General features: G+C 59.2%; 14 protein-coding genes. 10 read left to right on the forward strand and 4 right to left on the reverse strand.

What is annotated here, in order from left to right:
- Nucleotides 1-93: 93 nt before the first annotated feature.
- From LL972_RS04370 to LL972_RS04385, 4 genes are all read right to left on the reverse strand, one after another.
- Nucleotides 94-978, reverse strand: a complete 885-nt coding sequence (locus tag LL972_RS04370; RefSeq protein WP_228326546.1) for a bestrophin family protein — start codon at nucleotides 976-978, stop codon at nucleotides 94-96.
- 146 nt (nucleotides 979-1,124) lie between these two features.
- Nucleotides 1,125-1,721, reverse strand: coding sequence for an LON peptidase substrate-binding domain-containing protein (locus LL972_RS04375; RefSeq protein ID WP_228326547.1), 597 nt, complete (start codon nucleotides 1,719-1,721; stop codon nucleotides 1,125-1,127).
- The gene (gene mpl / locus LL972_RS04380; protein WP_228326548.1) at nucleotides 1,718-3,088 is read right to left on the reverse strand and encodes a UDP-N-acetylmuramate:L-alanyl-gamma-D-glutamyl-meso-diaminopimelate ligase; all 1,371 of its coding nucleotides are present in this window, start codon (nucleotides 3,086-3,088) and stop codon (nucleotides 1,718-1,720) included. The genes LL972_RS04375 and mpl overlap by 4 nt, the downstream gene beginning before the upstream one ends.
- A gap of 348 nt (nucleotides 3,089-3,436) precedes the next feature.
- On the reverse strand, nucleotides 3,437-4,000 hold the full coding sequence (locus tag LL972_RS04385) for an adenylate kinase (RefSeq protein ID WP_104534684.1): 564 nt from the start codon (nucleotides 3,998-4,000) through the stop codon (nucleotides 3,437-3,439).
- Nucleotides 4,001-4,157: 157 nt separating this feature from the next.
- Between LL972_RS04385 and LL972_RS04390 the strand changes: the two genes are divergently transcribed.
- The 10 genes from LL972_RS04390 (at nucleotide 4,158) to LL972_RS04435 (ending at nucleotide 13,807) form a co-directional block, all read left to right on the forward strand.
- A complete protein-coding gene (locus tag LL972_RS04390; protein WP_228326549.1) occupies nucleotides 4,158-5,414 on the forward strand; it encodes a 6-phosphofructokinase in 1,257 nt (418 codons plus the stop codon).
- 525 nt (nucleotides 5,415-5,939) lie between these two features.
- Nucleotides 5,940-6,716, forward strand: a complete 777-nt coding sequence (locus LL972_RS04395) for a hypothetical protein (protein WP_228326550.1) — start codon at nucleotides 5,940-5,942, stop codon at nucleotides 6,714-6,716.
- 45 nt (nucleotides 6,717-6,761) lie between these two features.
- Nucleotides 6,762-7,904, forward strand: a complete 1,143-nt coding sequence (locus LL972_RS04400; protein WP_228326551.1) for a type IV secretion system protein — start codon at nucleotides 6,762-6,764, stop codon at nucleotides 7,902-7,904.
- A gap of 23 nt (nucleotides 7,905-7,927) precedes the next feature.
- Entirely contained in the window at nucleotides 7,928-8,464 is a 537-nt protein-coding gene (locus LL972_RS04405) for a DUF4189 domain-containing protein (RefSeq protein ID WP_228326552.1), read from the forward strand.
- A gap of 201 nt (nucleotides 8,465-8,665) precedes the next feature.
- Nucleotides 8,666-9,133 (forward strand): hypothetical protein, encoded by a 468-nt coding sequence (locus tag LL972_RS04410; RefSeq protein ID WP_228326553.1) that lies wholly within the window; start codon nucleotides 8,666-8,668, stop codon nucleotides 9,131-9,133.
- On the forward strand, nucleotides 9,130-9,789 hold the full coding sequence (locus tag LL972_RS04415; protein WP_228326554.1) for a hypothetical protein: 660 nt from the start codon (nucleotides 9,130-9,132) through the stop codon (nucleotides 9,787-9,789). The genes LL972_RS04410 and LL972_RS04415 overlap by 4 nt, the downstream gene beginning before the upstream one ends.
- Entirely contained in the window at nucleotides 9,786-11,165 is a 1,380-nt protein-coding gene (locus LL972_RS04420) for a DUF6792 domain-containing protein (RefSeq protein WP_228326555.1), read from the forward strand. The genes LL972_RS04415 and LL972_RS04420 overlap by 4 nt, the downstream gene beginning before the upstream one ends.
- 25 nt (nucleotides 11,166-11,190) lie before the next feature.
- Nucleotides 11,191-12,357, forward strand: a complete 1,167-nt coding sequence (locus tag LL972_RS04425) for a type IV secretion system protein (protein WP_228326556.1) — start codon at nucleotides 11,191-11,193, stop codon at nucleotides 12,355-12,357.
- A gap of 51 nt (nucleotides 12,358-12,408) precedes the next feature.
- A complete protein-coding gene (locus tag LL972_RS04430) occupies nucleotides 12,409-12,927 on the forward strand; it encodes a DUF4189 domain-containing protein (protein ID WP_228326557.1) in 519 nt (172 codons plus the stop codon).
- Nucleotides 12,928-13,333: 406 nt separating this feature from the next.
- Complete coding sequence (locus tag LL972_RS04435; RefSeq protein ID WP_228326558.1) at nucleotides 13,334-13,807, forward strand: hypothetical protein; 474 nt, start codon at nucleotides 13,334-13,336, stop codon at nucleotides 13,805-13,807.
- The last annotated feature ends 72 nt before the right edge of the window (nucleotides 13,808-13,879 follow it).

Genomic DNA, 13,879 nt, shown 5'->3' on the forward strand with positions numbered 1-13,879 from the left:
CCGCCCTGTCCAATCACTTCAAGACAACCAAGATTCCGGGTGTCTAGCGCCGTTTGGATGCACACAAGCCGCATTGGTCAAGGCGCGATGCACTCACCACAACACGCCATCCACCGGCTGCATTGGCTCCGGCGCCTGTTCGCCAATCGCCTGCAATGCATCGATTTCCACCGTGCGGCACATGCTGTCCAGCGGCAGATCGTGGATGGTATTGGCGAACGGGTCGACCAATTCATCGCCGATCTTGAGCACCGCCAGGAACATCAGGCCGGCCACGGTCGACCCCACCGGCGTTGCGTATTGCAACGTCTCCACCAGGCCGATCGGCAGCAGGACGCAGAACAGCCGCGTGAACAGGTTTGGATAGAACCGGTATTGATACGGCAACGGTGTATTTTTCAGCCGCTCCATGCCGCCCTGCGCGTTGGCGATGTCTACCAGGATGCGCTCGACACTGGCTTGTTGAATGCTGTCGATCCAGCCATCACGACGCGCCTGCTCGACGTTGCGCCCAGTGGTGTCGAGCAGGCCATTGGCGACATTGGTGCGCGTGATCACTGCGGCCACTTCGTCGGCATGCAGGCGCGGCTCCAGCGCCATCGCCACCGGAAGCCGCCGTAGCTGGCACCGCAACGCATTGACGTAGGCGATCTGGCGCAACGCGATGGTGCGGCCCAGCGCTGCCGCTTCCGGCGCGGACAGGATGCTGACGCTCAAACGCACCAGATTGCGCGACGCATTGATCATCTGGCCCCACAGCACCCGCCCTTCCCACCAGCGTTGATAGGTCGAGTTGGCACGAAAGCCCAGGAACAACGCCAGGGCCGAACCGAAGATGGTCAGCGGCAACGCAGGCGCGCGGAACGGCAGCACGTAGTAGATGATGGTGATCAACACGTCCCATACGAACAACACCGCCAGGGTCCGCCAGACCTGACTGAACACATCCGCCACACGCGGTTTGACATCGATGATCAAGGCACACTCCGTGGATCGATAACGAGTGACGCCAATGCGCGCATCCACTGCATGGATGCCATCGTGAGCGCACTCAAGCGTGGCGAGTGTGCCGTTGCAGCGGTGCAAGCGCGGTGATGGGTCACGCGCGCGGTTGTCTCAGCGCGTCACGGCATCCAGGCGAGCAATTGATCCAGGCGTCGATGCGGATCGTCCTGCTGCAACAGCGACAGACGCTGCTGTTCGGTCAACGGCAGCAGTTCGGCCAGCCGCCAGCCGACCCATGCCGCCTGATCCAGCAGCTCCGGCCCGGCGGAGGCAAATTCGCCGCCAACCTGTTCGAGCATGCGCTCAAGCACGGTTGCCAGCAGGCCATGCTCGGGCCGCAGTTCGTCGTCACTGTCTGGCTCGCACCAACTCACCTCGCCAACCACCAGCCCGTTGTCGCGGATACGCGAACGCCGCACATGAAAGCGACGCGTGCCGCGCAGGCGCAACACCAGCACGCCGTCGGCGCCGACATCGAAATCCTCGATACGCACTTCGGTGCCGAATGCTGCCGGTGTTGCCGGCACGCCAACTTCAGTGCCGTCCAGGATCAGGCACACACCGAAACTGGTGCCGGTGCGGCCGCACTCGCGCACCAGATCCAGGTAGCGGCGCTCGAACACGCGCAAGCCCATCGCCGCGCCCGGCAACAGCACGCTGTGCAACGGAAACAGCGGCAATGCGCTGGTGTCGGCGTTGGTCGTGAGGTCGGTCATCGGGACAATTGCGCCAGGAAGCGATGCGGCGCGCCATCGAAACCGCCATTGGACATGAACACCACATGGTCGCCCGGCTGTGCAATCTCGCCCAGGGTCTGCAGCAGTGCTTCCACGTCATGCGCCACATGCGCATCACCGCGCACCTGCGCGATGATCGGAGCAGCATCCCAGGCCAGCTCGGGGCGATGCAGGAACACCACCGCATCGGCATCGCGCAACGACGGCGCCAACGCCTGCGCATGCGCGCCCGCCCGCATCGAATTGCTGCGCGGCTCCATCGCCACCAGCACGCGCGCCGCCCCGACCTTCGCACGCAGGCCCTGCAAGGTGGTCGCGATCGCGGTGGGGTGATGGGCGAAGTCGTCGTACACGGTGATGTCGCCTGCCTGCCCCAGCAGCTCCAACCGACGCTTGACGCTCTGAAAGTGCGCCAGCGCCGGCATCACCGTCGCCGGATCCACGCCGACCGCATGCACGGCCGCCAGTGCTGCCAATCCATTGAGCACGTTATGCCGCCCGACCAGCGGCCACTGCACCTGGCCGATCTCCACCCCACGCAGCAGCACCGCGAACGCGCTGCCGTCGGCGGCGATCAAGCGTGCGCTCCAGTCGAGCGCCGCATCGAAACCGAAACGTTCCACCGGCGTCCAGCAGCCCATCGCCAGCACCTCGGCCAGGCGCGCATCCTCGCCGTTGACGATCAGCCGCCCGCGCGCCGGCACCGTGCGCACCAGATGATGGAACTGGCGCTGTATCGCCGCCACGTCCGGAAAGATATCGGCGTGGTCGTACTCGAGGTTGTTGAGGATCGCCACCAGCGGCCGGTAGTGCACGAACTTGCTGCGCTTGTCGAAAAAGGCGGTGTCGTATTCGTCGGCTTCCACCACGAATTCACGTCCCTGGCCCAACCGCGCCGACACGCCGAAGTCCTCGGCCACGCCACCGATCAGAAAGCCCGGCGCGCGCCCGGCGGCGTCCAGCAGATAGCTCAGGATGGTGGTGGTGGTGGTCTTGCCGTGGGTGCCGGCCACCGCCAGCGTGTCGCGGCCCGGCAGCACCCGCTCGGCCAGCCACTGCGCACCGGAGCTGTAGCGACGACCGGCGTCGAGCACCGCTTCCACCGCCGGGTTGCCGCGCGACAAGGCATTGCCGATGACCACATCGCTGGCATCTGCCGAGATATTGGACGGCGCGTAGCCTTGTGCCAGCGCGATGCCAAGGGTTTCCAGCTGGGTGGACATCGGTGGATAGATGGCTTGGTCACTGCCCTCTACCTGCCAGCCCAGTTCGCGCGCAAGGGCGGCGACACCGCCCATGAAGGTCCCGGCGATGCCGAGGATGTGGAGTTTGGTCATGGGGCGCATTGTCGCCGATCGCCGGAGTTGCGGGCCATTCCATGCAACCGCCGACCGTGTTGTCAGGAAACCCCTACCGCATTGTCAGGAATTTCCCGATATGAGAACTACGTCACATCCATCACTATGCTGAACGCCAGTCGCAGCACCCCTTTGGTCCTACTCCCCAAGAGGCCAAATCCCCAGGGAGCTCATGCTGTGGGGCTCTGAGCAAGCTCATTACTGGCGTTATTCTGCCCCGGTCGTCTTGTACGCCCGGGGTTTTTCTTTTGCGCAATCAATGGGTTGTGACGCCACGCCGGCCGCCGGCGCGCATCTGTGCGGGCCAGACGTACTGCCCGGCCCACCCACCCCGGCTCAGCGACCGAGCGCGGTGCCGATACGCTCCAACACTTCATCCAGCGAGCCCACGCCGTCCACGCGTGCCAGCTTGCCGCGCTGTTCGTAGAAACCGATCACCGGCGCCGTGGAGTCGGTATAGACCTGCAGGCGCTTGCGCACCGACTCGGGATTGTCGTCCTCGCGGCCCTCGGCCTTGGCGCGGCCGGCAATGCGCTCGACCAGCAACTCGCTGGCGACATCCAGCTGCACCACCGCATCCAGCGGCTGACCGATCTTGCCGAGCAGGTCGTCCAGCGCATTGGCCTGCGCCACGTTGCGCGGATAGCCGTCGAGAATGAAACCCTTGGCGACATCGGCCTGACCGAGCCGCGCCTCCAGCATGCCGAGCAGGATCTCGTCGGAGACCAGATCGCCGCGTGCCATCACTTCCTTGGCCTTCAGACCCAGCGGTGAGCCGGCGGCCACTTCGGCGCGCAGCAGATCGCCGGTGGAAATATGCGGGATCCCAAACTTGTCTTTGAGACGTGTCGCCTGGGTGCCCTTGCCCGAACCGGGCGGTCCCAACAGAACCAATCGCATCAGTGGACTCCACTTTCGAATAAAAACGCGTTGCGGTTGGCGGCGTTAGACTCAGGTCTTCGCCAGCGCTGACCGTATGGTCGTGCAGCTTACCGCATCCGGGGAATGTCCCGGCACTGTCCCCTGCGCCATCTCCCATGTAAGGAGCCCGTCCCCTATGTCCACTGGCAACTTGCTGTACGCCCAATCCGGCGGCGTCACTGCCGTCATCAACGCCACCGCCGCCGGTGTGATCACCGAGGCGCGCGCGCGCAAGATCAAGGTACTGGCCGCACGCAACGGCATCCTGGGCGCTTTGCGCGAGGAGCTGATCGACACCTCGAAGGAGTCCGCCGCCACGATCGCCGCGCTGGCGCATACCCCGGGTGGCGCATTCGGCTCGTGCCGCTACAAGCTCAAGTCGTTGGAAGAAGACAGCGCCAAATACGAGCGCCTGCTCGATGTACTGCGCGCGCACGACGTGCGCTGGTTCCTCTACAACGGTGGCAACGACTCGGCCGATACCGCATGGAAGGTCTCGCAGCTGGCCAAGGCCTATGGCTACCCGCTGCACTGCATCGGCGTGCCCAAGACCATCGACAACGATCTGGCGGTGACCGATACCTGCCCCGGCTTCGGCTCGGCAGCCAAGTACACCGCGGTGTCGGTCCGCGAGGCCGCACTGGATGTTGCCGCCATGGCCGACACCTCCACCAAGGTCTTCATCTACGAAGCGATGGGCCGCCACGCCGGCTGGCTCGCCGCCGCGGCAGGCCTGGCCGGCCAAGGTCCCGACGATGCACCGCAGATCATCCTGCTGCCCGAGCGCGCCTACGACCAGGCCGTGTTTCTGGCCAAGGTCAAGCAGGTAGTGGAAAAAGTCGGCTGGTGCGTGGTCGTGGCCAGCGAAGGCATCCAGGACGCGCAGGGCCGTTTCGTCGCCGATGCCGGCGGCACGGCCGACTCGTTCGGCCACGCGCAACTCGGCGGCGTGGCCTCGTTTCTCGCCGCGCAGGTCAAGCAGGAACTCGGCTACAAGGTGCACTGGACGCTGCCCGATTACCTGCAACGTTCCGCGCGGCATCTCGCCTCCAAGACCGACTGGGAACAGGCCCAGGCCGTCGGCAAAGCAGCGGTGCAATACGCACTCAAGGGCATGAACGCGGTGATCCCGGTGATCGAACGCGTCAGCGACGCGCCGTACCGCTGGAAGATCGTGCCCGCCCCGCTGCACAAGGTAGCCAACCACGAAAAGAAGATGCCGCCCAGTTTCCTGCGCAAGGACGGCTTCGGCATCACCGAGCGCGCCCGCCGCTACTTCGCCCCATTGATCAAGGGCGAAGCGCCGTTGGCTTACGGCAGTGACGGCCTGCCAAAGTATGTGACATTGAAGAATGTAGCGGTGGCGAAGAAATTGCCGGTTTGGGAGGGCTGAGCGGGGCGGAGGACGGCCGCCAGCCTGGGCGACTGCGACAGTGCTGGAGCTTCAGCCCGGCTGGAGCCATGCCGCGCCCGCTGCCTATTGACCGTTACCGGGCTTGGCATCTGGCATCTGGCAAAGAAAGACTGCCATGCAGGCAAATGCCGCGATCGACTGTAGGGATTCCCTTACAAAAACTGACAGAACAAGCCCAGCCGCGCCTGGGCGACTCCCCCCGGGAGTACAGCCCTACCTCATTAGTAGAATTTTGGTTAAGTGTGTGCCACAGTTCGCACCAAACCTGCCTCATCGCGCATAAGGATCATGGCCCAGCAGGCAATCATCTCCAGTCTTCCCCGGTGGTCAGCAAGTGCCGCCAGGGAGTCTGTGTCCGGGACAAAACGGCCTCACTCACTCGCGACAAGCGCATGATTTATAAAGCCGCACTGTCCCGCTGAACGCGCATCTGCCATCCGTTGCTGTTTCTGTTATCGCCGTTCCCGCCACCCACCTACACCGAAAAGATCGACGAGACTCGCCATGACTGCACGCTCCCGCCGCCTCCGCCATCCGATTTCCCGCCTTGCCGCCGGCCTGCTGCTAACCATTGGACTGTGCGCAGGCTCCGCCAACGCGCAAGTGGTCGTCGTTAACCCGACGGGAGAGGGAAAGGATATCGCGGAGTATGCGGAACAGGCCAAGCGGTGGACCGATACGCTCAAGCAGTATCAGCAGCAACTCGATCACTACAATCAGCAGCTCATCAAACTGCAGCGGCTGAAAAACTTTCGGGGACCCGTCATGGTCGACAATTTCGGGGAGCGCCCATCGGATTATGGCCTGGAGGAAGATTGCCCAGGCGCTGCTACGAGCGGCATCAAAGGAATGATCATGGAGCAGCTCACTTCAATCGCCCCCGATATGGGCGGCGGGCTGGTGCAGGAGCAGATGAAGGTCTGTGCGCGCATCGTGATGGCCAAAAATGCGCAATACAACGAGTCGGTGCGGATGATCAGGCGCCTGATCGAACGCAACAACGATTTCAAGCAAGTAGAGAAGCAGCGCGACAACGGCGGTACCAGCGAGGGCGCATTGGCGGCCAACAACAACGAAGTCCAACGCTTCGTGGCACGCAACGCGATGGACCTGGACTACTGGCAAGCGCAGATGAAAGCGTATGACAGCTACATTGCCGCCCTCAAGGAAGACCAGACGCGACTGGCCAAAGCTGCAATGGATGGTGGAACGAACAGCTGGCTCAAACCTTTAGGTCAAGTCGTTCAAGCCGCAACGCTGAAAAAAGCCCTATCCAATTGACCAGGCAGGCAAGCAGTCCTCATCACGACACACAGGCAGGCGGTAATGGACGGGATTTTCCACGGAACGATGAGCTGGTTGCAGCCCTTGGCCGATATCGGCCTTGGCGACTTCGTTTTCTTCAAACTGGTCAACGACTACTTCAGCAACGAGATCCAGGAGTTCGGCCTGCAGTTGATGACCCGCGCCATGCGCTGGGTCAGCACCATCGCGCTGACAGTGACCACGTTGTGGGTGTTGATCCTGGGCTACCGCATTGCTACCGGGCAGTCGCGCGAGAGCGCCATGGCCACGATGATCAAGGCCGGCAAGGTCGCCATCATCATCAGCCTGGCTTCGGCCCTGGGGGTCAATGGCGCCATGCTGCATCAGAGCATGACCCAGAACCTGGACAAGGAAATCCATGGGCTGTTCACCGGTGAGGAGGGCACCACCGCCGCCGATGCCATCGACGAGAACCTGGCCTATACGCAGTTGGCGCTGACCGCGCTAGATGCGGTCCGTGTCGAACCCAATGAACCCGAAGTGCTGGAAAAGAAGAGCCGTGCCATCTTCATGGCCAGCTTCGGCACAGCCAGCCCGCCGATGGCGGCCGGGGCGATGCTGCTGCTGTTCAAGTTCACAATGGCCTTCCTGATCGGCATCGGGCCGATCTTCATCCTGGCGCTGATCTTCGACCAGACCAAGGACCTGTTCAAGAAGTGGTTGTTCTACGTCATCGGTACGCTGTTCTCGATGGCCATGCTCTCGGTGGTCACGGCCATGGTGCTCGAGTTCACCACAAAGGTGGCCAAGGCCTACTGGGCCGCCGAAATCATCACCCTGGGCCATGCAGAAGGCCTGTCGACCCAGGCCCTGCAGCAGGGCGGCATCGGGTTGCTCATGACCGTGCTGATCATCAGCGTCCCGACAATGGCGGCAGCGGTGTGGCAGGGCAACATGGGTAACTTCATGCACTTCTCCGCATTTGGTGGCCCCACCGCATCGAGCCCCGGACCGCAGGGGCAGCCGGCTGGGTCGTATGTGCCGCAGCAGCGACCAAATGATGGGCCTAGATCAGGAGATCAAGTAGGATTGTCTGATCTGAACTCTGGAAGGATGTCAGGAAGCACTACAGCTAACAGTAATGTTGCTTCACCAGGATCCCGAGGTGCTGCTAATATTAATGATCAAAATCGGATCATTTAGATTAAAATGCAATGAGGCCCATAATGCTAAGAACGCTACTGCTTTTTCTTGGCCTAACGTTAACTAATCCTGCCTTCGCCGAACAGGGCTGTCCGGCTGGACAAATTCCCGCGCAGGCAAATGGCAGCATCATGTCTTGCGGTCCGATTCCGCCCGGTTATTATCAGCAGCAGGAACCGGCCGCCCCCCGCCCTAGCGGTAAATGGTTAAAAACTTGGGGTGCGGTAGCTGTAGGAATGATCGATTCAACTCCTCGTTACGGCGTGCCAGTCGGATTACCTTCCAAATCGGATGCTGAAAAGGCTGCAATGGCACGCTGCTTAAAGGCTGGCGCACAAAATTGCCGTATCGCCACAACTTTTAGAAATCAGTGCATGGCAATCGGTGAGCCACAGGTTAACGGAGTAACAGCTGCAAACGGGGTTATCCAATTTTCCAGGCAATCAACTGAACAAGACGCAAATTCTGAGGCATTAAGAATGTGCGTAGATAAAAATCCCAGCGCAGACTGCAAAGTGATTTACGTAGCGTGTTCGCAGCAAGTTTTTCAAAAATTTTGATGTTACTTTATATCAATAATGCATTCAGTATTTAGCTGACTAACATAGGAATTTCAGCATCTAACAGCCACCGACTCCGTTGACATAGGAGATTTAAAGGTTTGCCGTTAGCTGAATAAAACGTGCAGGAGCTGAGTAATGTATAGAGTGGTGCCCCCTCATGACCGAGATGGGGACCAGTCAGTCGCCAGCATTCACCACATGCTGAGCATACTGTTACTGACAACCTTGCTCATCGCCAGTTTGGTCGTCTTGGCCTATCGCACGTCGCTTGGTGTCCTGCTAGAACTTGCACAGTATGCAGCCATCGTCGGAGCCGTCCTGCACTTTGTTGTCGTCACGATGCTTGTGGGGTTTGTTGCACAAGCCCTGGCTGTTTGGAGAAAACTGCAAGCGGAAGAAAAACAGACCGCTGAACTGAAACAGTTGCGGCGTGTCATCCTCAGTGGAACCGCCATGACGCTGTTGATGTTTTTTCTCGCCGTCATTGCTGCTTGCGCCCCCCCATTGATGAAGATAATGAAGCAGATACCCGAATTTGGGATGGTCTTCGCGCTGATGCTCATTTCTTTATTGCTTCATAACGTCAACATCAATCGCATCTGCAGACGGCTGACCGATGCCATCACGGCTGCCAAGCAGGCTGCACAACGTACGATGGCGGCATGAACCGGTATTTCAAAATCAAGATTGTTGGCTGTCTCCTTTTCTTTTTTTTAGCAGGATGCAACCCGATGAATGCTGCTTCTGAAAGACACGACACCGACGCGACTACCGCCGACGACGATCCGGTCTACCGGAAAAACCCGCATCCGACGCAGGCATACCGGATCACGATGACCATCGAGGATGCGCCCGGGCCGTTTGAGTGGGTGTCGGGAACTGCGTTCTATGAAATGACTAACCGTGATGCATGCACGCCTTTTGATCGTTCGCTAGGCATGTCGACAAAGCCCAAAGAAGATGGGATTCCCATCCACTTCGAAAAGCGTGATGCTTCCACTTACCTAGCAACGATCTATGCCGATGGCATGGTCGATGCGGACTACTACGGTAAGGGCGTGTGCGTATTTGAACTCAATGGAGTTGGCATCTCATTGAAAGCCACTGGAAAAAAAGAGGAAACACGATTTCAGCCAGTCCTCTTTAAGAGCGAGATTCATAGCTCAGCACCCAAGATCACCTATTTCTGGAAAGGTCGTTATCCCAAGGAGGATATGGACAACTTCCCGGATGGCGGTCGACTTTCTGTCGATCAATTCAAGGATGACGCGCGAAACAACATCTTCAAAGTAACCCTGACTGCAGAGAGGGTTCAATTATGAGCCTCACCAGCCAGCAATATGCAGCGCTTTCGAAAGATGTTTACGACCGTCCCGAGGAAGTCGGAGCGAACAGCAGCCCAGTGAATATAGGCGGAATTTCTTATCGCCGCCTGGAGTACACTGATAGCGCATCAGGCTACCAGGGCATCATTTATCAACGCGTCGATACAAACGAAATTGTCGTTGCTCATCGAGGCACGGAGTTCGAGCGTCAACCAAAACAAGATGGTGCCTACGCGGATGGTGGCATGGTTGCTGCACGTCATAACCGCCAAGTGGATGATGCGCTTGAACTAACACGACATACGTTGGCTTATGCGCAAAAAACGGGTAAGGATGGAGCGGCCCCCGAAGTCACCGTCACCGGCCACTCGCTCGGGGGCGACTTGGCACAGGTCACGGCTCATCACTACGGGCTGAAGGGCGAGACCTTCAATGCCTATGGTGCAGTCAGCCTGGATCGGCGCATTCCCGAAGGCGGTACCGATGTCATCAATCATGTGATGGCTGGCGATGCGGTCAGTGCTGCCAGCAAGCATTACGGCCAAGTCAAGCTCTACGCTACCCAGCAGGAGATTGCCACGCTGGAAAAAACCGGTTACGACAATACCCACAGTATGCTGGATGCGCGCAATCCCTTTGTAGCGATCCCTCTGGGCGACTCACACCGCATCCATAATTTCTTGCCCGTGGACGGCAATGGCAAGCCGGATCGCTCAGTGCTGGAAGATCCCAGGACGCAGCAGTTGGCGCAGCAGTACGCACCGATGATCGACAAGTACCGCGACGACGTTGCGTCGATGCGCTTAGGCGCAACCGTCGGTGCAAGAAGCCTGCAAGCGATGACCCTGACCGATGGCATCGACCAATTGCGTGGCACGCTCGCACCCGGCGCCGGAACTGCAGAGATGGCAGCTGCGCGCTGGCAGGAGGTGCAGCGGAACATGCAAAACGAACACGTGCCGACGTATGTCGCACCCGGCTGGAAAATGCCATTGGGCGCGTCTGGCAGCGAAGTGGAAGCACCAACAGCACCGCGCGGTCGCTTCGCCGAGCCTGCATCCGCATCGGTTCCCAACGACCCCCTTTATCAGGCCATCCACAGCAAACTCCCTGCCGGCACCTCGCCCGCCGAGGCTATGCACGCCACGGTCGAGGCCAAGCGTGCAGGCATCATTCGTCCCGATCAGTTGCAAAGCGTGACGTCGCATCAAGACAGTGTCTGGATCGTCGGGCAGACACCCGGCTTCCGGGTCAAGGTGGATCTATCCGAGACCGTGCCTCCCCTGCAGGAAAGTATCCGTCAGTCGCAGGCACTGGATACGCAGCGGTCGCAGCCGGACATGACTCAGCAATCGCCTGCACGTGTAATGTAAGGCCATGATCGAGCGGATCGCACCGATGACTACCCCGATGCCCACTGCCACGGTAGCCCGGTGTGCGCCGCGTGCGGCAAGCTGGTTGCAGCCCTTGGCCGATATCGGCCTTGGCGACTTCGTTTTCTTCAAACTGGTCAACGACTACTTCAGCAACGAGATCCAGGAGTTCGGCCTGCAGTTGATGACCCGCGCCATGCGCTGGGTCAGCACCATCGCGCTGACAGTGACCACGTTGTGGGTGTTGATCCTGGGCTACCGCATTGCTACCGGGCAGTCGCGCGAGAGCGCCATGGCCACGATGATCAAGGCCGGCAAGGTCGCCATCATCATCAGCCTGGCTTCGGCCCTGGGGGTCAATGGCGCCATGCTGCACCAGAGCATGACCCAGAACCTGGACAAGGAAATCCATGGGCTGTTCACCGGTGATGAAGGCAGCACCGCCGCCGATGCCATCGACGAGAACCTGGCCTATACGCAGTTGGCGCTGACCGCGCTAGATGCGGTCCGTGTCGAACCCAATGAACCCGAAGTGCTGGAAAAGAAGAGCCGTGCCATCTTCATGGCCAGCTTCGGCACAGCCAGCCCGCCGATGGCGGCCGGGGCGATGCTGCTGCTGTTCAAGTTCACCATGGCCTTCCTGATCGGCATTGGGCCGATCTTCATCCTGGCGCTGATCTTCGACCAGACCAAGGACCTGTTCAAGAAGTGGTTGTTCTACGTCATCGGTACGCTGTTCTCGATGGCCATGCTCTCGGTGGTCACGGCCATGGTGCTCGAGTTCACCACAAAGGTGGCCAAGGCCTACTGGGCCGCCGAAATCATCACCCTGGGCCATGCAGAAGGCCTGTCGACCCAGGCCCTGCAGCAGGGCGGCATCGGGTTGCTGATGACCGTACTGATCATCAGCGTACCGACCATGGCCGCTGCGGTGTGGCAGGGCAACATGGGTAACTTCATGCACTTCTCGGCATTTGGTGGCCCCACCGGATCGAGCCCAGGACCGCAGGGGCAGCCGGCTGGGTCGTATATGCCGCAGCAGATTGCGAGGGGTAGCGAACAACCGCAAAGTGGAGGCGCAGGCAACACCTCACATGCGACATCTAAAATTACTGGCGCGACACCTGTGCAAACATCACAGCCGGCCGGCTCGCGCGGACAAGCTGGACAAGGTGGAGATCAGAGTGCTTAATCGAGACGTTATGCATCTGATGGTCTATCAATATTTATAGGTAATGCAGTTATGAGACAAGTGATTCATTTGGCTTTTCCACTTTTATTCGTCTCTCTGAGCGCTTGGGCTGAACAAGGCTGTCCGGCCGGTCAGATTCCTGCTCAGTCCAACGGCAGCATGGCTTCCTGCGGGCCTATTCCAGCTGGATACTATCAGGAGCAACCAGCGCCCGCGCCGCGTCCCACAGGAAAATGGATCAAGACGTGGGGTGCAATTGCCGGTGATGGCAATGAAAATCTAGGCGTATCTACTGGAAAACTAAAAAAATCTGAAGCCCAGCAAGATGCGCTAGAGAAGTGCGAAGGAGCAAGTCAGGACAAATGCAGCGTTCTTTATGTTTATGAAAATCGGTGTGCAGCAATCGCTGAACCAGAGCGTCGGGGAGCCATTATAAGGGGCTTTGCAGCCGGCCCATCCATTGAGGTCGCAAATAGGAATGCAATTTCGTTTTGCAAAAAAGAAAATTCTGGCGGCCAGTGCAAGACGATATATACAGCGTGTACGGAACCAGTTTTTAAGAGTTTCTGAACGCAGCACTAGCAACTCTTCGAGCCTAAAATCCTGTATACCTATGGCAGCACAAGTGTTTATTAAAGAAGGAAAATCCGTGAAGAAGTGCGGACCATCCGTAGCGGTCTTTCTATACACCATCGCCCTTCAGTCATTTGCGCAGAATGATGACTTCTATGGATCCATCCCTACCACAACAACGCCCCATTCACCTTCTGCACGGTAGGCGCTCCTTCCGATTGTTGTTTGCCGGTCAATCCTGCCACAGCACTTACGTCGTAACCTATCCAAATACTTCAACCTCGTCTCGACGCAGATGTTTGCGCGCGTTTTCAAAACGCGTTTCATGACAGCATCCCGCAAAGTCGGTCCCTCCGTCTGACTACATCTCCGTTAGCCGAATAAAACTCGCAGGAGCGATGCAATGGATAAGGCGTTCTTCCCTCAGCACGCTCGTTGGCACCCGTCAGCCAGGAGTGTTCGGCGCACGCTGACCCTCCTACTGGTGACGACCTCACTTACTGCCAGTCTGGTTGTCCTGGCCTATAGCACTTCATTCGCTGTGCTGCTGGACCTTGCGCAGTATGTCGCCATCATCTGTGCTGTATTGCATTTCGCTGTCGTGTCGATGCTTCTGGGACTAATTGCAGATGTTCTGAATGCCTGGAAGACAATGCAAGCGGAGGGAAAACAGACTGTAGAACTGAAACAGCTGCGGCGGATCATGGTCGCTGCGACCGCAATGACGCTGCTGATGTTTATGCTGGCATTAGCGGCGGCATGCGTCCCCTTCGTGATGAAGGTCATCCAGCAGATCCCCGAGTTCGGAGTGGTCTTTGCGATCATGCTCATTGCCTTGTTGCTACATCGCGTCTACATCAACCGCATCTGTTGGTAATCCCCCCGCCCATTAGCTGACGCCAGAAGTGGAATTTTCTCGTCCCCTTTCCCGAGGAGGTTCCATGAAGAA

The sequence above is a fragment of the Xanthomonas campestris pv. asclepiadis genome, assembly GCF_020784175.1.
GTDB lineage: Bacteria > Pseudomonadota > Gammaproteobacteria > Xanthomonadales > Xanthomonadaceae > Xanthomonas > Xanthomonas campestris_D.

Bases quoted from the DNA above. Each gene is read 5' to 3' on its own strand.
- mpl (WP_228326548.1), bottom strand. From the start codon at position 3,088: ATGCGCCCCATGACCAAACTCCACATCCTCGGCATCGCCGGGACCTTC.
- LL972_RS04390 (WP_228326549.1), top strand. From the start codon at position 4,158: ATGTCCACTGGCAACTTGCTGTACGCCCAATCCGGCGGCGTCACTGCC.
- LL972_RS04430 (WP_228326557.1), top strand. From the start codon at position 12,409: ATGAGACAAGTGATTCATTTGGCTTTTCCACTTTTATTCGTCTCTCTG.
- LL972_RS04375 (WP_228326547.1), bottom strand. From the start codon at position 1,721: ATGACCGACCTCACGACCAACGCCGACACCAGCGCATTGCCGCTGTTT.
- LL972_RS04420 (WP_228326555.1), top strand. From the start codon at position 9,786: ATGAGCCTCACCAGCCAGCAATATGCAGCGCTTTCGAAAGATGTTTAC.
- LL972_RS04385 (WP_104534684.1), bottom strand. From the start codon at position 4,000: ATGCGATTGGTTCTGTTGGGACCGCCCGGTTCGGGCAAGGGCACCCAG.
- LL972_RS04410 (WP_228326553.1), top strand. From the start codon at position 8,666: ATGCTGAGCATACTGTTACTGACAACCTTGCTCATCGCCAGTTTGGTC.
- LL972_RS04395 (WP_228326550.1), top strand. From the start codon at position 5,940: ATGACTGCACGCTCCCGCCGCCTCCGCCATCCGATTTCCCGCCTTGCC.
- LL972_RS04400 (WP_228326551.1), top strand. From the start codon at position 6,762: ATGGACGGGATTTTCCACGGAACGATGAGCTGGTTGCAGCCCTTGGCC.
- LL972_RS04405 (WP_228326552.1), top strand. From the start codon at position 7,928: ATGCTAAGAACGCTACTGCTTTTTCTTGGCCTAACGTTAACTAATCCT.
- LL972_RS04415 (WP_228326554.1), top strand. From the start codon at position 9,130: ATGAACCGGTATTTCAAAATCAAGATTGTTGGCTGTCTCCTTTTCTTT.
- LL972_RS04435 (WP_228326558.1), top strand. From the start codon at position 13,334: ATGGATAAGGCGTTCTTCCCTCAGCACGCTCGTTGGCACCCGTCAGCC.
- LL972_RS04425 (WP_228326556.1), top strand. From the start codon at position 11,191: ATGACTACCCCGATGCCCACTGCCACGGTAGCCCGGTGTGCGCCGCGT.